Source organism: Streptomyces sp. NPDC056347 (assembly GCF_042262625.1).
GTDB lineage: Bacteria > Actinomycetota > Actinomycetes > Streptomycetales > Streptomycetaceae > Streptomyces.
The window spans coordinates 1-16,066 of the sequence record NZ_JBHJQP010000180.1 but is presented as its reverse complement, the minus strand read 5'-3'; the positions used below and the strand labels follow the sequence as shown (position 1 = coordinate 16,066).

Sequence of the window (16,066 nt, the reverse complement as noted above, 5' to 3'; positions counted from 1 at the left end):
TCCTGCGGGCGTACGGCGGGGGTTTCGGCGCAGGCTTCCGGTGCCTTCTCAGTCCCGGTCCATGGAGACCCCCGTGGTCCGCCCGCCGAGGACGGCGACCGTCAGCACGAGGACGGCCATGGCCGCGCCGATGGTGGTGAACATGGCGCCCGGTCCGTGGTCCTGGAGGACCGGCAGCAGGATGAATGGGAGTGCCGCGGCGCTGAGTTTGGACAGCGAGTACGCGAGGCCGGTGGCCGCCGCCCGGATGTGGGTCGGGTACTGCTCGGCCAGGTAGACGTGGCTCACCGTGGAGAAGACGTTGCTGACCAGGGTGTACAGCACGCCGAAGGTCACCACGAGGGCCGCGGAGCCCGCGTGTGCGAAGCCGAGGCCGCACAGTGCCATCACCGCCGCGGTGAGGGCGACGAGCCATTTGCGTTCGAAGCGGTCCATGATCGGCACCGAGATCAGTGAGCCGATCGGGTAGCCGATGAAGGACACCGCGGTGAAGCCCAGGCCGGTGACGATCCCGTATCCCTTGGCGGCGAGGACCTGCGGGGCCAGCGCCCCGAAGCCGTAGTAGCCGACCGCGGAGAGCGAGGCGAAGAGCCACAGCATGGTGGTGCGGCGTCGGAAGCGGGCCTGGAAGACCACTTTGAAGCCCCGGTCGCGGGGCTCGGTCCGTGGGGTGTCCGCGGCGGGCGCCGTGTCCTGGGCGGCCTTGTCCTCGGTGTGCGCGCGCGCCATGGCGGTGGCGGGCACCCCGGCCTCCATGCGGGCCACGATCTGCTCCGCCTCCTGGGTGCGGCCCTGGCTCGCGAGCCAGCGCGGCGACTCGATGAGTCTGCGCCGCAGCCCCCATACGACGGCCGAGCCGAGGGCGCCGATGACGAACAGCCAGCGCCAGCCGTCGAAGCCGAGCGGGCTCAGCGGCACCAGCCACAGTGCGGCGAAGCCGACGGCGGGCACCCCGCAGAACGCCAGGGTGTAGGCCCAGGCGGTGTAGCGGCCGCGTGCCCGCGCGGGCAGCACGTCCGCCAGGTAGCAGTCGGACAGGGACTGTTCGGCTCCGATGCCGACGCCGGCGAAGAACCGGGTGACGATCAGCCATGCGGCGTTCGGGGAGAACGCGCCGAGCAGGGAGAACCCCGAGTAGAGGGCGAGGTTGATGAGGAAGGCCCGGCGCCGTCCGTAGCGGTCGGCCACTCGTCCGAGCACCAGGGAGCCGATGAACTGCCCGATGAACGCCGAGGCCAGAACGAGTTTGAGGGTGGTGCCGTCGAAGGCGAACTCCCCTTGCAGCACCTTGGAGATGGTGCCGGAGAGGTTGTTCTCGAAGGTGTCGAAGAGCAGGCCGACGCCGACGACGGCGGTGAGCGAGCGGTGCATGGGGGTGACCGGCATCCGGTCGAGCCGGGTGCCGATGGAGGGCGCCGCGGCCGGGGAGCGCAGCGCCGTCTGCTGTGACATGGGTTCGGATCTCCTGGGGTGTGCTCAGGGCCGGGACCGCACGGCGAACCGGCCCGCCCCGGCGGAGGGCCGGGGCGGGGGGATCGCGGCCGCGCGTGGCGGCGGGGTGCCCGAGGGGTCATCAGGCGGCGCTGACGCGGGCTTTCTCCCGTGTCGGGGCGCTGACGTCGTGCAGGAACGTGGCGACCTGCCGGTAGGACTCCCAGAAGCCGACCTCGAGGTAGGGGATGCCGCGCTCCGCGCAGTAGTCGCGGGTCAGCTCCCGGGCCCGGCCGAGGTTGCGCTGCGGCATCGCCGGGAACAGGTGGTGCTCGACCTGGTAGTTGAGGCCGCCGTAGAGGAAGTCGATCCACCAGTTGGGGCGGATGTTGCGGGAGGTGAGGACCTGGCGCTCCAGCCAGTCCAGGGACTCCTCCTCGCCGTCGCGCACTTCCATGCCCTTGTGGTTCGGGGCGAACATCAGGCCGAAGTAGACGCCGAGCGCGGCGTGCTGCACCGCGATGAAGGCGACGGCCTGCAGCGGCGTGAGGATCGTGAAGACGGCCGTCAGGTAGATCGCGGTGCGCAGCAGGACGAGGCCGATCTCCAGGGCGCGGCGCTTGGCTCCGGTCCTGGAGAGTTCCTTGACCGTGGTCTTCTCCATCTTGTAGCCCTCGAGCACGAGCAGGACGAAGAAGAGCACCCGCTGGTGGCGCACGATGAAGCGCTGCACGGTGGTGCGGGCGGCGTACTGCTTGATGTCGAAGATCGCCGTGCGACGGCCGATGTCGGGGTCGAGGCTGATGTGGTTGGGGTGGCTGTGGTGCCGGTTGTGGTGGTTGACCCACCAGGCGTAGCTCACGCCGCTGAAGAAGTTGGCGTGGAAGTACGCGACGAGCTGGCCGATCTTGCGGTCGCGGAACATCGCCTTGTGGCCGACCTCGTGCCACATGTAGGCGCTCTGGACGCCGCACAGGCCCATCCACACCGCGACCGGCATCTGCCACCAGGACGCGCCGATGAGGAAGAAGGCGACGAGGCCGGCGGCGATGAGGCCGAGGTTCAGGGCGAGCCTGCGGTAGTCGTAGCGCGGGTCGAGGTCCAGCAGTCCTTCGGCCTTCACACGCTTGAGCAGTTCGCCGAAGGTGGCGGAGGCGCCCTGGCTGCTCATCTCACCCGTAGCGACCGCAAGGCCGGTGTCGAGCGGCCGCTGGGTGCCTGACTCTTTCTCGCTGGTGGTCTCTGTGACGTTCGGAGACTGCATAGAGGGATCTCCTTGGGCAGGGCGTATCCCGGTGCGAAGCGCCGGGTGAAGGCACACAAGAGCGTCGGACACGGCCCTGATCCGGCGCTGATGACCGCCTGGAACCTCACCGGTGCGCGCCGGGAGCGGGCGCGTGGGGCACGGTGGGCGGGTGCGCGGCCGGGCGGGGTTCCGCCCGGCCGTCCCCGATCGGCTCGCGACGCGTCCGCCACCGTGTCTCGACCGCGTCTGCACCGGCCGGCGCGCCCGCCCGGCCCCGCCGGGCGGGCAGGACGGTGCGGGTGCGCCCGGGGCCGGCGGTGACGCCTCACGCGGCCGCGGTCCGCCGGGCGAGCTCGGCGTCCAGGGCGCGCAGCACCTCGTCCGAGGCGCGGGCGACGTCCTGGTCGTCCGGGGCCCCGATGACTCCCATCAGTGACTCGACCAGCTTCTGTTCGAGGGCGTCCGTCCCGGTGGGGGCGGCGGTGTGCTCGGTGCTCTGCTCGCTCGACATGGCTGTTCCTCCTCGTGCTTCCGCTCTTCGGCGGATGGTTGACGGTGGTCAGAATGCGTTGCAGGCACGGAAGATGTGCGCGAAGGCCGGCAGGGACGCCGGGCCGTCGAAGGCCACGTACTCGGGGATCGGGGCCTGGGGCGCCCATTTGTCCTTGTAGGCGAGCTGTGTCTGCGCGGGGTAGAGCGCGGCGCCCTCGGCCCACAGGAAGTGCATCAGCCACTGGAAGGCGGGGCTGTGGCCGGGCAGTTCGTTGTCCTGGGCGAGGCCGGTGAACGGGGTGAAGCCGAAGTGCAGCCACTCGGCGCCCTCGCCGCGCAGGACCTCGATGACGTGTGCGTTGATGGCTTCCATCAGGCCGGGGGTGTCGTCGGGGATGCGGCGGCTCAGGTCGTGCATCCAGCCCGCCCTGCTGCCGTAGACGGGCGAGTACGAGATGTAGCCGACCGGCTTGGAGTCGATCGTGCCGACGAAGAGCCTGCGGTGCTCCTGTGCGGGGCCGCCGAGTTCTCCGACCAGGAACTCCAGGGGCCGTGCCTCCTCGCCCTTGGAGCGCAGCCATGCGTCGTCGATGTGCCGGATCGCCTCGGTCAGTTCCTGCGCGGAGGCTTCCTTGATCTGGAGTCCGGCGCGGTGGGCCCGGGAGATCTTGTTCCGCATGCGCATGAACCGGGTGCCGCGCAGGGTGAACTCCGGCAGGTGGACCACCCAGGAGGCGCCGAACTGGTTGACGGTGAAGCCCCGTCGGGCGTAGATCTCGGCGTCCGCGCGCTGCAGCTGGGCGCCGACCACGGTCAGGTCCTGCTCGTGGGCGTGCGCGACGAAGCGGTCGAGCAGCGGGATGTAGTCGTCGGGGGCGGCGAAGGGGCCGCCGAGCTGGACGAGGTAGCGGCCCGTGCGGCGGTGGGCGATGAAGCCGTCGAGGCCGGGCACGGTGAACGCGCCGGTGCCCCGGCTCATGGCCAGGAAAGCGCTCGGGTTCTCGGACCCGGTGTGTTTGCGAATCGATGCGAGAACGGTGTTCTCGGCCGTTGCTGTCGGGGACATGTGGCCCTCTCTTCTTCGATTCTCGTCCATCGGTGGACACAGGGAAGTAGAGCACCTGCGAGATGGGCCCCGGAAGAGCAGATTTGATGCGCGAGAAGTACATCAGTGACTCGTCAGCCGGATATCAGAAGGGGCTGGGAAAGTAATTTCAGCGACCGGGAGGGAAACCCTTCCGGAAGTGGGGAGAGGTGCCCGGAGTGGCTTATCGGGGACCGGAGTCCGCTTCGGTCGGGTGCAAGCCCGCGCAGGTTCGAATCCTGCCCTCTCCGCTGTGGGACGTGCCACCGCGCTCTCCCGGGTCCTGTCGTCGGACGGCCGCCTGCCTCGGCCGGGGTCCGGCGGCGGGACCCGGGCGCGTTGCGGGCGGCCGGGCCCGCGCCGCCCGCGCGCCGGGCGCCGGGGCGGGCGGGACAGCACCGGCCGCCGACCGCCGATCGCAGCGTCTGGAGAATCGCCTCATGCCGATCCCGGCACCCCTCGCCCCCCGTCGGGCCCTTGTCGTCGCCAACCCCACCGCGGGCACCGTCCGGGCCGGCCTCTTCGAGGACGTCGTACGGATGTGCCGCGAGCGGATCGAGAGCGTCGGCGTGCACCGCACCACGCACCCCGGCAGCGCGACCGCCGCGGTCCGCGCCGCCACCGGACGCGGCGGCGCCGGGGTGGACCTGGTGGTCGCGGTCGGCGGGGACGGCACCGTGCGCGAGGTCGTCGAGGGCCTCGTCACGCCGGGCGGGCCCGCGGGTGCGGCCCTGGCCGTCGTGCCGGCGGGCACCGGGAACTCCAACTACCGCACCCTGTGGGCCGACCGGCCGTGGCAGGAGACGCTGCGCGCCACGGTGAGCGGCGACCCGAGGGCGGCCGAGCTGCGCACCATGGACCTGGGCTCGCTCGCCGAGACCGGCGGCCTGGTGCTGCTCGGCGCCTGCTCGGGGCTGGTCGCCGAGGGCCTGGTGGCGGCCCGGGCCGTGCGGGCCACCGGCCGGGAGCGCTACGCGCGCGCCCTGCCGGACGCGGCCGCGGCCCACCGCCCCTATCCGGGACGGGTCACGGTCGACGGCGCGGTCCTGTACGAGGGCGACACGGTCCTCGCCAACGTGGGCGGCGGCCGCTACCGGGGCGGCCAGTACCTGATCCTGCCCTACTCCGAGCTGGACGACGGGCTGCTCGACGTCTGCGTGGTGGGCGCCGAGGTGCCCGCCGTCGACGTGCCGGACCTCGCCCGCGAGGGCCGGCTGCACGAGCGGGCCGGGGTGCTGCACGGCCGCGGCCGGCGCGTCGTCGTCGAGCGTCTGGACGGACAGCCCCTGTGCTTCGAGTACGACGGTGAACTGCAGCAGCTCAACTGGGCCCGCATGACCGTCGACGTCCTGCCGGGCGCACTCGCGGTCTGGGGTGCCCCGACAAAGGAAGTGACGCGTGTCGATACTGAAGGAGCTGTGCCACTGGGCGGCGTGGCTCGAGCCTGAGGACATCCCCGCCCCCGTCCTCTCCCTCGCGGGCAGCCAGCTGCTCTCCCAGCTGGCCTCCATCAGGGCCGGCGCCGACCATCCGCTGGGCCGTCGTCTGACCGAGGCCTTCGGCCCTCCCCTGCAGAACGATCCGCGCACCTCGGCCTGCGTCATCGCCGGGCTCGGTTCCTGGCTGAACCTCGACGACACCGCGTACGCGGGCCATCTGTCGAACTCCACGGTGTCGGTGCCCCTCGCCTACGCCTACGCGCGCCGTCTGGACGGGGCCGGGCTGCTGACGGCGGTCATCGCCGCCAACGAGTGCGCGGCCCGCATCACGGCGGCCGCCACGCTCGGGCCGCTGCGCGGGCACAGCGCCGTGCACACGCACCTGGCGGGCGCCGTCTGCGGGCGGCTGCGCTGCGAGGGCGCCGACGCGGCGGTGTGGTCCAGCGCCCTCGGGCTCGCCTTCGCCATGCCCAACTGGCCGCTGATGCGCGCCTTCCTGGCCAGCGACGCGCGCCTGTTCAACACCTTCACACCGGTGCGTACCGCGATGGATTCCTGCGACGCGGCCCGCGCCGGGCTGCGGGGCGCGACCGACATCCTGGAGCATCCCGACGGCTTCCTCGACCGGTTCTCCTCCGTGCCGCTGCCCGACGCCGTCAACGCGGGCCTGGGGCAGCGGTGGCACACCGAGACCCTCTCGTTCAAGATGCGCCCGGGCGGCCCCGGCGTGGACGCGGCCGTGGACTGCGCGGCGGCGCTGCGCCGGGATCTCGGTCCGCTGCGCGCCGAGGACGTCGAGGAAGTCGTCGTCGAGGTGTCCCTCTACACCCTCTTCGCCGGCAAGAAGGCCGCCTCGTACATCGTGGGGCCCGGATCGCCGCTCGGCGCCCTGGTCCTGCACACCCCGTACCCGGTGGCCACCGCGCTGCTCACCGGCGGTCTGACGGTCAACGACTTCGCGGCGCCGCTGCTGAGCGAGCGGGCCCGCTGGGACCTCGCCGAGCGGGTGCGTCTGGTGCACGACCCGGAGATGACCAGGGCCCTGTTCGCCTCGGAGGCGCCGTTCGGCGAGGCCGTCCGGCAGGCCGGTGACGCGGCCGGGGCCTGGCTGCGCGACTTCGCCGGCGACGACGTGGCCCGCCTGGCCCGGGAAGCGGCGGGCGACGCGACGAGCCCCGACTTCACCTCGTCGGCCAAGGCGACCGGCGCCCGGGTGACGGTGCGGATGACCGACGGGCGTACGGCGACGCGCCAGCGCATGATCCCCCTGGCCGCCGCGGGGCCGCACACCCGCGCCCATCACGCCGAGCTGATGCGGGAGAAATTCCTCGGATTCGGCGGGGCGCCGGACGTGGCCGACGCGGCCACGCGCCTGGAGACGATGGACGCCGACGAACTCCACGAATGGATCGAGGCGGCGTTGCGGTAATGCACGAGGCCGCTGTCAGCGGTCAGTCAGCGCCCACTGCCAGGATCATTATCCGGTGGACAGTGAGCAGGGCCAAGATCGGACTTGGGAAAGGTCCTTTGATGCCTGACAAAGAACTCCGCAGTTACAAGCTCTATATCTCGGGCAAGGACGTCGAGGGTGACGGTTGGGTATACACCGTCAGCGCCAATTCTCTGCTCGAAGACGTATTCACGAGCGTCAGTCTCAAGCGGGAACTCGAGCGCAATCCGGACTCCGACGCCGCCCATCACCCCTATGTGGTGGGCCGCTGCGCGATAGCCAGCGACGCGTCGATCGACCTGGCGACGGAGGCCGCCGCGGCGGCCGCGAGCGCCTGGGCCGAGGTCCCCCTCGACCGCCGGATGCGTCTGGGCTCGATGTTCCGCGAGGAACTCATGCGCCGCGAGGACGAGTTCCTGGAGATCCTGACCTCCGAGGCCCATCCGTTGCGGCTGGCCCGCTGGGAACTGAGCTGCATGAAGCAGATCTACAGCGAGGAAAGCCTCTACTGGTACCGGCAGCGCATGCACACCGAGTTCGAGCACGAGGGACGGCGCCTGATCGTCCGTCGCCAGCCCGACGGTGTGGTGGCCTTCAACCCGCCGCAGAACGCGCCCGCGCCGAGCGCCGCCCTGGCCGTGCTCGCGCTCATGGCCGGCAACGCCGTCGTGATGCGCGCCCCGCGCAGCATCGCGCTCAGCACCATGTGGCTGATGCGCGACGTGGTGGGCCCGCTGCTCGACAAGATCGGCGCACCGCCCGGCGTCCTGAACGCCGTCTGCTCCAACCCCAAGCAGACCCTGGACCGCTGGGTCAAGTCGCCGCTGGTCAACGACATCTTCTACATCGGCGGCAGCGAGGAGGGCCTGCGCTTCCAGGAGCAGTGCGTGGCCAACGGCAAGAAGCCCATCCTGGAGCTGGCCGGCAACGACACCATCGTCATCTGGAAGGGCGCCGACCTGAAGAAGGCGGCCGAGGCGATCTGCGAGTCCTTCTACGGCTCGGGGCAGATCTGCATGGTGCCCAACTGCGTGCTGGTGCACCCCGAGGTCGCCGAGGAGCTCATCGCCGAGGTGAAGGAGCGCGTCAAGCTGGTGCGTCCGGGCTACCCGGAGGACGAGGACGTCCTGCTGTCGCCGGTGCGCCGCAGCGAGAAGTTCTTCGCGCTGCTCAAGCAGTCCCTGGACCTCGGCGGGGAGCTCATCACCGGCGGGCAGCGCACCGAGGTCGACGGCACCCCGTCGGAGACCGGCGTCTTCCTGCAGCCCACCGTGGTGCGGGTCGACGGCCTGCCCGGGGCGCGCCGGCACGACATCGTGCGGAGCGAGACGTTCTTCCCGCTGCTGCCGATCGTGGTGCCCGAGCACGGCGACGACGACGCCCTGCTCAACAGCTTCATCGAGTTCGTCAACAGCAACGAGTACGGGCTGCGCAACTCGCTGTGGGTCAAGTCCGCGCGCGTCATCAACGCGTTCGTGCAGCGTGTCGTCAACGGCGGCCTGCTGAAGATCAACGACTCGCACATCGGGTTCCTGCCGTACCTGCCCAGCCACGGCGGCACCGGACTGACCGGCGGTGTCTACGGCGAGGCCAACTACCCGATCCTCAAGACCTCGCACATCCAGGGCGTCAGCATCGCCACGGACGTCAGCCCTCACGAGGCCGTCTTCGGCGCCTGAGCCGCCCTGTCGATCCCCGCAATCCTTCGGAGGTGTTCCCGTGCGCTCCCTCGATTCCGCCCGCGCGGTCTGCGACCGGTACCATCCGGGGCTGCTCAAGGCCCTGGACGACATCCCCTTCGCCGAGCGGGAGGCTTCCGGGAGCCCGGCGGTCGACCTGTTCCGCACCCATGGCGGCGTCGCGCTGCTGGTGCCCGCCGAGTTCGGCGGGCACGGGGTGGACCCGGTCGACGCGGTGCGTGTGCAGCGCGCGCTCGGTGCCACCTCGCCGTCCGTGGCAGCCGCGGTGACCATGCACCACTTCACCGTGTCGATGCTGTACTCGCTGGCCGACCGTTCCGGACGGCTCGCGCCCAACCAGCTGGACCTGCTGCACAAGGTCGTGCCCGACCAGATCCTGATGGCCTCCGGCTGGGCCGAGGGCAAGACGCAGCAGAACATCTTCGCGCCGTCGGTCGTCGCCGAGCCGGCCAGGGGCGGCTACCGCCTCAACGGCGCCAAGAAGCCGTGCAGCCTGGCCCATTCGATGCAGCTGCTGACGGCGAGCATCGCCGTGCCGGGTCCGGACGGCACGCCCGAGCTCGCTCTCGCCCTGGTCCCGGCCACCGCCGAGGGGCTGACCGTGCACCCCTTCTGGGGCAACGACGTCCTCGCCGCGTCGGAGAGCGACGAGGTCCGTCTGACCGATGTGTTCGTGCCCGACAGCATGGTCATCCGTACGACCGCCGAGGACCCCGGGCGCCTCGACGACCTGCAGGCCGCGGGCGTCATCTGGTTCGAGATGCTGATCTCGGCCGGGTACGCGGGCGCCGCCGCGGCTCTCGCCGAGGTGGTCGTGGAGCGCGAGCGGGGCACCGCCGGTGAGCGGGCCGGCGTGGTCATCGACACCGAGAGCGCCTTCCAGCTGCTCGAGGGCGTGGCCCGCAAGGTGCGCGACGGGCTGGAGGGTGACGAGGCGGTGGCCGAGGTGCTCGTCGCCCGCTACGCGGCCCAGGACCTGCTCGCGCGCGCCGCGGACCAGAGCCTGCAGCTGCTCGGCGGCGTCGACTTCATCCGCAGCCCGGACCACGCCCGGCTGGCCGCCAGTGTGCGGCCGCTGGTCTTCCACCCGCCGGGCCGCCCCGCCGCCTCGGGGCCGCTCGTGGAGTACCTCGCGGGCCGCCCGCTCGATCTTTCCTGACCCGTTCGCGGCCCCGCCGCCACCGGTCCGACCCCATCAGGCCGTTCTCTCCAGGGAGTTATCCGTGACCGTGACCCAGGACATCCGGGTCGACACCGAGGAGGAGATCCTCGGCCTCTACCGGGCCCACCTCAGCAAGGGCAGGGCCACCCTCGCCGAACTGTTCGGCAGCCATATGGAGGTGAAGTCCTCCGGCACCTGGCTGACCACCAGCGACGGTGAGCGCTTCCTCAACGCGGGCGGGTACGGCGTCTTCATCATGGGCGCCCGCCACCCCATCGTGATGGAGGAGGTGGAGCGCCAGCTGCACACCCACCCCACCGCCACCCGCATCCTGCTCGAGCCGACCGTGGCGCGCGCCGCCGAGGCGCTGGTGTCCGTCATGCCCGAGGGCCTGGACCGCGTGCACTTCTCGCTGTCGGGCGCCGAGGCCGTCGAGACGGGCATCAAACTGGCCCGGGCGAACGGCCGCAAGCGCACCGTCTCGATGCGCGGCGGCTACCACGGCAAGACGCTCGGCGCCCTGTCGGCGACCGCCAAGGAGGTCTACCAGAAGCCCTTCCGGCCGCTGATCCCCGACGTCCTGCACCTGCCCTTCGGTGACGCGGACGCGCTGGAGGAGGAGCTGCGGGCGCACCCCGGCGAGGTCTGCGTGATCCTCGAGCCGGTGCAGGGCGAGGCCGGCGTGATCATCCCCCCGCAGGGCTACCTCAAGCGGGTCGAGGAACTCGTGCGCGAGTACGACGGGTTCCTCATCCTCGACGAGGTGCAGACCGGCATGGGCCGGCTCGGCGAGTGGTGGGGTGCCGACACCGAGAGCGTCGTGCCCGACGTGCTGCTCGCCGGCAAGGCCCTGGGCGGCGGTGTGCTGCCGGTCTCGGCGGCCATCGCCACGCGCAAGGCGTTCCGCCCCTTCGACAAGGACCCCTACGTCCACACGTCGACGTTCTCCGGGCAGCCCCTGCTGATGGCGGCCGTCCAGGGCGCCATCCGGGCCGTCAAGGAGGACCGCCTGGCCACCCGGGCCATGGATCTGGGCTCCAAGCTGCTGCCCAGGATCCGCGAGATCGCCTACCGCAACATCCCCCACCTGGTGGCCGACGTACGCGGCCGCGGCCTGCTGATCGGCGTCGAGCTGACCGAGGCGGGCCTCGCGGGCGAGCTCCTGATCGAGCTCTTCAACCACGGTGTGGTCGCCAACCACTCGATGAACGGCAACGCGGTGGTGCGCTTCACCCCGCCCGCCACCCTCACGGAGCTCGACGTCGAGTTCCTGCTCAGTGCCTTCGACAAAGCAACCCTCGATCTGGTCGCCGGTTCGGCCAGGATGCCGGAAGGGCGGTAACAACTGATGCGGCACGTGACACTGGACGCCGTGGTGATCGGCGAGAGCGCCGACACCGTATTCGCGTCCATCGCCAGGTTCGACCGATTCCCCGAGCTCGCCCCGCACGTCAGCTCCACCACCGTGCACGGCACCCTGCCCGAGCTCAAGGGCGGTTCCAGCTGGGAACTGCACTTCCGCAGCGGCCTGTTGCGCTGGACGGAGGAGGACCGGTTCGACCGCGACGCGCTGGAGATCCGGTTCGAGCAGGAGGACGGCGACTTCGACACGTTCGAGGGCAAGTGGGCGCTGAGCGAGGAGGACGGCAACATCGTCGTCCACTTCGAGGTCGACTTCGACTTCGGCATCCCGAGCCTGGAGGGGATTCTCGACCCGATCGCCGAGCGTGTCATCAAGGAGACGATCGCCTGGGCCGTCACCGGCCTGTTCGAGCGGACCGAGCTGCGCGGCGAGGTCGAGCTGGGTACGCCCGCCGACATCGCCGCCTAGGAGAAGTCATGGACCAGGCGAATCCGTTCGAGACCCCACGGACCTTCTCCCTGCACCGTGCCGAGTACCTCGTGGCCTTCGCGGTCAGCACCGTTCTGATCATCGAGCACTTCGGTGACATCCGCTGGGCCGTGTGGCTCGGTCTGTTCTTCTACATCGATGTGATCGGCTACCTCCCGGGGGCCCTCGCCTTCCGCCGCAGCAAGGGCCGGCCGATCTCCAAGGTCTACTACGTCCTCTACAACGTGATGCACAGCCTGATCACGCAGAGCGCCGTCATCGGCCTGTGGTGCTGGCTCGTCGGCCCGGAGTGGGCGCTGCTCGCCGTCCCGTGGCACCTGAGCGGCGACCGTGGCCTGTTCGGCAACTTCATGAAGTCGTTCGCGCTGCCCTACGAGCCGGTCCGCCAGAAGGGTTACCTCCGGCTCCTGGACGACCTGCGCCTGCCGCACCCCAAGCCGGTCGGACACGTCCAGGACCCCGAGCCGGTCGGTCACCTCGCCGCCCGTCCCGTGCCGCCGCGCGTGCGCGAGGGCGAGCGCGCCGGCGCCTCGGCGGGCCGCTGACCGTCCCGCCCGTCGTCCCACCCGGCGCACCGCCGGGGCCGATCCCGCCGAAACGTAAGGAGTGCAAGTCGTCATGACCGATTCGCCGCAGCGCACCGTGGCCCAGGAGGCCGACTGGGAGACCGCTCCCGGTCTGCTCGACGGCGCCAAGGAGCTCGCCCTCGGCCCCGAGGAGTGCAACCTCGCCTACTGGATCACGCAGGTCGCCCAGGGCACGCTGCGCGATCGGGGCGTCACCGGGCACCACGAGTCCGCGGTCATTCCCGAGTTCCTGAAGCAGCCGGGCCCGCTGCGTGAGGCGCTGGTCCTGGAGTTCGGTTTCCGCGGCCTGTCCGAGGAAATCGCCACCCGGCTGCTGGCTCCCTACGTGGAGGTCGCTCCCGGCATCCCGGAGATGGAGTTCTACGCGACCCAGCTCATGGACGAGGCCCGGCACGCCCGGGTGTTCCGCAACCACCTGGTGGAACTCGGCATGCCCGAGGCCACCTTGCTGCGGGACATCGACGAGATGGCGGTCGAGTACCGGCGCGAGGTGCTGCAGCCGGTCATCGACTTCACCCTCGACATCGTCCAGAAGCAGCGGGACTTCCCCGGCGGCGTGGCCGTCTTCGCCATCGTCATCGAGGGCGTCCTCGCCCCGGCGGCGGAGCTCAGCGAGCGCAAGTGGACCCCGCTGTCGCCGGCCACGGGGGAGATCTCCCGCGGCACCGCGATCGACGAGATCCGTCACCTGACGGTCGCCAGCACCATCCTGCGCGACCACGTCCGCGACCACCCGGAGTACCGGCCGCGGCTCGTGGAGATCCTGCGCTCCGGTGTCGAGCTGTGGGACAGCATCGACGACCGCAGGTTCGTCATCCACCGCGAGGAGCTGTTCCAGAAGGGCATGGAGCAGCACGCCGACAAGATCGGCGACTACGAGGTCTGGCCGGGCACCCGGCTCCTGGACACCACGCCCGACCAGCGCTACGACATGGCCGAGCGGTGGACGGACGAGATGGCCGAGGCGCGCATGGCCTACATGGGCCTGCCCGTCGAGTGGCTGGGCTCCCCCGCCCGGAGCGGGGCGTGAAGTCCGCGGTCATCGCGGGCGCCGGGGTGCATCTGCCGCCGAAGCTGGTGACCAACGAGGACCTGTGCGCGCGCCTCGACACCAGCGACGAGTGGATCCGCACCCGCACCGGCATGGCGGTGCGGCACGTGGTCGAGCCCGGCGGCGCCACCTCCGACCTCGCGGTGGAGGCCGGGCGCCGGGCCCTGGAGTCGGCGGGCGGCGGCGGTGCGGACATGGTCGTCCTCGCCACCACCACCCCCGACCACCAGGTCCCGCCCACCGCACCGGACATCACGCACCGGCTCGGCCTGGGCACCACGCCGTCGTTCGACCTGTCGGCGGCGTGCGCCGGGTTCCTGTACGGGCTCACGACGGCCTCCGGCCTGATCGCGACCGGCGCGGCCTCGCGTGTGCTGCTGATCGGCGCGGACGCCTTCACGACCATGGTCGACCCCGACGACCGCGCCACCGTGGTGCTGTTCGGGGACGCCGCGGGAGCGCTGCTGCTGCGCGCGGGCGACGCGGACGAGCCGGGCAGCATCGGCCGGGCGGTGCTCGGCAGCGACGGGAGCCACGCCGACCTGATCAAGGTCCCGGCGGGCGGCTCCCGGTCGCGGTCGGCCGGTCCGGTGACCGAACTCGCCGACCCGGCCCAGACGTACTTCAAGATGAACGGCCGCGACACGTTCCGGCACGCGGTACGGCGCATGAGCGAGTCGTCGCGCGCCGCCGTGTCGGCGGCCGGCTGGACCCTGGACGACGTGGACCGCCTCTGCGCCCACCAGGCCAACGCGCGGATCCTCGCGGCGGTGGCGGACGAGCTCGGCATCACCGAGGACCGGCAGCTGTCGAACGTCGCGGAGGTCGGCAACACCGCGGCCGCGTCGCTGCCCACGCTGCTCGCCATGTCCGCGGCGAACGGCACGCTCAAAGCCGGCCACCGGGTGCTGCTCACCGCCTTCGGCGGCGGGCTGTCCTGGGGCTCGGCCACCCTCACCTGGCCCGACATCGAGATCGGCTGATCCCACCCGAAAGGAAGTAGCCATGTTCGAGACGCTCAAGGAGATCCTGGTCGACAAGCTCAAGGTCGACCCGGACCGCATCACCCCGACCTCCACCCGCGAGGACGCCGAGCTGGACTCGCTCGCCGTCGTCGAGCTGTCGATGCTGCTCGAGAAGGAGTACTCGGTCGTGATCAGCGACGACGAGCTCCTGGAGGCCGAGACCATCGGCGAGATGGCCCGCATGATCACGGAGCGCCGCGCGACGGTCTGACCCCGCCGCCCGGGCCCGGCAGCGGCCGAGCAGCCAAGGAGAGTTCATGCATGACGTACGCGAACTGACCGAATCGGGGCCCGAGGCGGTGCGGCGCCTGGCCCGGCGTCGGCACGAGCTCGATGTGGCCGCCCTGACCGCGGCGCAGGGGCGCCGCACGGCGGCCCTCGCGGCCGTGTCCGACCTGCGCGCCGCGCTCAAGGCGGCCTCCCGCGGCGGCAGGCCGTCCCAGGAGCAGCGCGAGCGGGCGCGGCAGCTGCGCGAGCAGGTCCAGGAGGCGCAGGCCGCGGCGCGCGACGCCGAGGCCGCGCTGACCGAGCTGTTGCTCGCCATCCCCAATCTCCCCCTGGACGAGGTTCCCGACGGGCACAGCGACCAGGAGGCCGTGGAGGTGCGGCGCGGGGGGCCGCCGGTGCGCGAGGGCGGTCCGGCCCTCCACCACGCCGAGCTCGGCGAGAGCCTCGGCATCTTCGACGGCTCCCGCGCGGCGAAGCTGTCCGGGGCCCGTTTCACCGTGTCGCGCGGCGCGGGCGCCCGGCTCGAGCGGGCGCTCGCCGACTTCTTCCTGGACCTGCACACCGGCGAGCACGGCTACGTCGAGCACTCGGTGCCGTATCTGGTGAACCGTCCGACGATGACGGGCACCGGACAGCTGCCGAAGTTCGAGGAGGACCTGTTCGCCACCCGGGTCGGTGACCGGGAGCTGTTCCTGGTGCCCACCGCCGAGGTGCCGCTGACCAATCTGGTCGCCGGTGAACTGCTCGATCCCGCGCAGCTGCCGCTCGCCTTCACCTCGCGTACGCCCTGTTTCCGGGCGGAGGCCGGCAGCTACGGCCGGGACACCCGCGGCATTCTGCGTCTGCACCAGTTCGAGAAGGTCGAGCTGGTCCGCGTCTGCGCGGCCGAGGACGCCCCCAAGCAGCTGGAGCTGATGCTCGGCCACGCCGAGGAGTGCCTGCGCCGCCTGGAGCTGTCCTACCGGGTGGTCCTGCTGCCCGCGGGCGATCTCGGCTTCAGTGCCCGGATGACGTACGACATCGAGGTGTGGCTGCCGGGCAGCGGCGCCTTTCGGGAGGTCTCCTCGGTCTCCGACTGCGGCACGTTCCAGGGCCGCAGGGCGGGCATCCGGGTGCGGGGCGCGAACGGTACGAAGGAGCCCGCGGCGACCCTCAACGGCTCGGCCCTGCCCATCGGCCGCACCGTGGCCGCGCTGCTCGAGCAGGGCCAGCGGGAGGACGGCTCCGTGGTGCTGCCCGAGGCCCTCGTCCCGTACACCGGGTTCTCCCGCATCCTGCCGGGCGGCGCCACCGCCTGAGAGCCCGGGCCGGCCTCGTAC

15 protein-coding genes and 1 tRNA gene are annotated in these 16,066 nt (G+C 71.4%); 12 read left to right on the top strand and 4 right to left on the bottom strand.

The annotated features are described in order from the left end of the window. Positions 1 to 48: 48 nt before the first annotated feature. From ACFCV8_RS30300 to ACFCV8_RS30285, 4 genes are all read right to left on the bottom strand, one after another. Positions 49 to 1,452, bottom strand: a complete 1,404-nt coding sequence (locus ACFCV8_RS30300; protein WP_376688676.1) for an MFS transporter — start codon at positions 1,450 to 1,452, stop codon at positions 49 to 51. Between the two features lie 121 nt (positions 1,453 to 1,573). After that, complete coding sequence (locus tag ACFCV8_RS30295; RefSeq protein WP_376688675.1) at positions 1,574 to 2,695, bottom strand: fatty acid desaturase family protein; 1,122 nt, start codon at positions 2,693 to 2,695, stop codon at positions 1,574 to 1,576. A 307-nt stretch (positions 2,696 to 3,002) separates the two neighbouring features. Next, complete coding sequence (locus ACFCV8_RS30290; RefSeq protein WP_376688674.1) at positions 3,003 to 3,188, bottom strand: hypothetical protein; 186 nt, start codon at positions 3,186 to 3,188, stop codon at positions 3,003 to 3,005. Positions 3,189 to 3,236: 48 nt separating this feature from the next. Then, positions 3,237 to 4,235 (bottom strand): bifunctional lysylphosphatidylglycerol flippase/synthetase MprF, encoded by a 999-nt coding sequence (locus tag ACFCV8_RS30285; protein WP_376688673.1) that lies wholly within the window; start codon positions 4,233 to 4,235, stop codon positions 3,237 to 3,239. Between the two features lie 182 nt (positions 4,236 to 4,417). On the opposite strand from ACFCV8_RS30285, the gene ACFCV8_RS30280 reads away from it, so the two are divergent. From ACFCV8_RS30280 to serS, 12 genes are all read left to right on the top strand, one after another. Continuing rightward, positions 4,418 to 4,504: transfer RNA gene (locus ACFCV8_RS30280), tRNA-Arg, on the top strand. Between the two features lie 189 nt (positions 4,505 to 4,693). Next, the gene (locus ACFCV8_RS30275) at positions 4,694 to 5,701 is read left to right on the top strand and encodes a diacylglycerol/lipid kinase family protein (RefSeq protein ID WP_376688672.1); all 1,008 of its coding nucleotides are present in this window, start codon (positions 4,694 to 4,696) and stop codon (positions 5,699 to 5,701) included. Further along, positions 5,652 to 7,121 carry an MmgE/PrpD family protein gene (locus ACFCV8_RS30270; protein WP_376688671.1) on the top strand — a complete coding sequence of 490 codons (1,470 nt, stop codon included), beginning with the start codon at positions 5,652 to 5,654 and terminating at the stop codon, positions 7,119 to 7,121. Before ACFCV8_RS30275 ends, ACFCV8_RS30270 begins: the two co-directional genes overlap by 50 nt. 101 nt (positions 7,122 to 7,222) lie before the next feature. After that, the gene (locus ACFCV8_RS30265; RefSeq protein WP_376688670.1) at positions 7,223 to 8,821 is read left to right on the top strand and encodes an aldehyde dehydrogenase family protein; all 1,599 of its coding nucleotides are present in this window, start codon (positions 7,223 to 7,225) and stop codon (positions 8,819 to 8,821) included. Positions 8,822 to 8,861: 40 nt separating this feature from the next. After that, a complete protein-coding gene (locus ACFCV8_RS30260) occupies positions 8,862 to 10,001 on the top strand; it encodes an acyl-CoA dehydrogenase family protein (RefSeq protein WP_376688669.1) in 1,140 nt (379 codons plus the stop codon). 64 nt (positions 10,002 to 10,065) lie between these two features. Further along, a complete protein-coding gene (locus ACFCV8_RS30255; protein ID WP_376688668.1) occupies positions 10,066 to 11,346 on the top strand; it encodes an aspartate aminotransferase family protein in 1,281 nt (426 codons plus the stop codon). A 6-nt stretch (positions 11,347 to 11,352) separates the two neighbouring features. Next, the gene (locus tag ACFCV8_RS30250) at positions 11,353 to 11,835 is read left to right on the top strand and encodes an SRPBCC family protein (protein WP_376688667.1); all 483 of its coding nucleotides are present in this window, start codon (positions 11,353 to 11,355) and stop codon (positions 11,833 to 11,835) included. Between the two features lie 8 nt (positions 11,836 to 11,843). Next, on the top strand, positions 11,844 to 12,401 hold the full coding sequence (locus tag ACFCV8_RS30245) for a hypothetical protein (protein WP_376688666.1): 558 nt from the start codon (positions 11,844 to 11,846) through the stop codon (positions 12,399 to 12,401). Between the two features lie 73 nt (positions 12,402 to 12,474). Next, the gene (locus ACFCV8_RS30240; RefSeq protein ID WP_376688665.1) at positions 12,475 to 13,473 is read left to right on the top strand and encodes a VlmB-like protein; all 999 of its coding nucleotides are present in this window, start codon (positions 12,475 to 12,477) and stop codon (positions 13,471 to 13,473) included. Continuing rightward, positions 13,470 to 14,477: a beta-ketoacyl-ACP synthase III gene (locus ACFCV8_RS30235; RefSeq protein WP_376688664.1), complete on the top strand. Its 1,008-nt coding sequence runs from the start codon at positions 13,470 to 13,472 to the stop codon at positions 14,475 to 14,477. Before ACFCV8_RS30240 ends, ACFCV8_RS30235 begins: the two co-directional genes overlap by 4 nt. Positions 14,478 to 14,499: 22 nt before the next feature. Beyond that, positions 14,500 to 14,730, top strand: coding sequence for an acyl carrier protein (locus ACFCV8_RS30230; RefSeq protein WP_376688663.1), 231 nt, complete (start codon positions 14,500 to 14,502; stop codon positions 14,728 to 14,730). Positions 14,731 to 14,776: 46 nt separating this feature from the next. Beyond that, the gene (serS, locus tag ACFCV8_RS30225; protein WP_376688662.1) at positions 14,777 to 16,045 is read left to right on the top strand and encodes a serine--tRNA ligase; all 1,269 of its coding nucleotides are present in this window, start codon (positions 14,777 to 14,779) and stop codon (positions 16,043 to 16,045) included. Positions 16,046 to 16,066 lie beyond the last annotated feature (21 nt).

What these genes read in the sequence shown, in the direction of transcription:
- ACFCV8_RS30285 (WP_376688673.1), bottom strand. Translation starts at nt 4,235, where the DNA reads ATGTCCCCGACAGCAACGGCCGAGAACACCGTTCTCGCATCGATTCGC.
- ACFCV8_RS30245 (WP_376688666.1), top strand. Translation starts at nt 11,844, where the DNA reads ATGGACCAGGCGAATCCGTTCGAGACCCCACGGACCTTCTCCCTGCAC.
- ACFCV8_RS30250 (WP_376688667.1), top strand. Translation starts at nt 11,353, where the DNA reads ATGCGGCACGTGACACTGGACGCCGTGGTGATCGGCGAGAGCGCCGAC.
- ACFCV8_RS30275 (WP_376688672.1), top strand. Translation starts at nt 4,694, where the DNA reads ATGCCGATCCCGGCACCCCTCGCCCCCCGTCGGGCCCTTGTCGTCGCC.
- serS (WP_376688662.1), top strand. Translation starts at nt 14,777, where the DNA reads ATGCATGACGTACGCGAACTGACCGAATCGGGGCCCGAGGCGGTGCGG.
- ACFCV8_RS30295 (WP_376688675.1), bottom strand. Translation starts at nt 2,695, where the DNA reads ATGCAGTCTCCGAACGTCACAGAGACCACCAGCGAGAAAGAGTCAGGC.
- ACFCV8_RS30240 (WP_376688665.1), top strand. Translation starts at nt 12,475, where the DNA reads ATGACCGATTCGCCGCAGCGCACCGTGGCCCAGGAGGCCGACTGGGAG.
- ACFCV8_RS30300 (WP_376688676.1), bottom strand. Translation starts at nt 1,452, where the DNA reads ATGTCACAGCAGACGGCGCTGCGCTCCCCGGCCGCGGCGCCCTCCATC.
- ACFCV8_RS30290 (WP_376688674.1), bottom strand. Translation starts at nt 3,188, where the DNA reads ATGTCGAGCGAGCAGAGCACCGAGCACACCGCCGCCCCCACCGGGACG.
- ACFCV8_RS30230 (WP_376688663.1), top strand. Translation starts at nt 14,500, where the DNA reads ATGTTCGAGACGCTCAAGGAGATCCTGGTCGACAAGCTCAAGGTCGAC.
- ACFCV8_RS30265 (WP_376688670.1), top strand. Translation starts at nt 7,223, where the DNA reads ATGCCTGACAAAGAACTCCGCAGTTACAAGCTCTATATCTCGGGCAAG.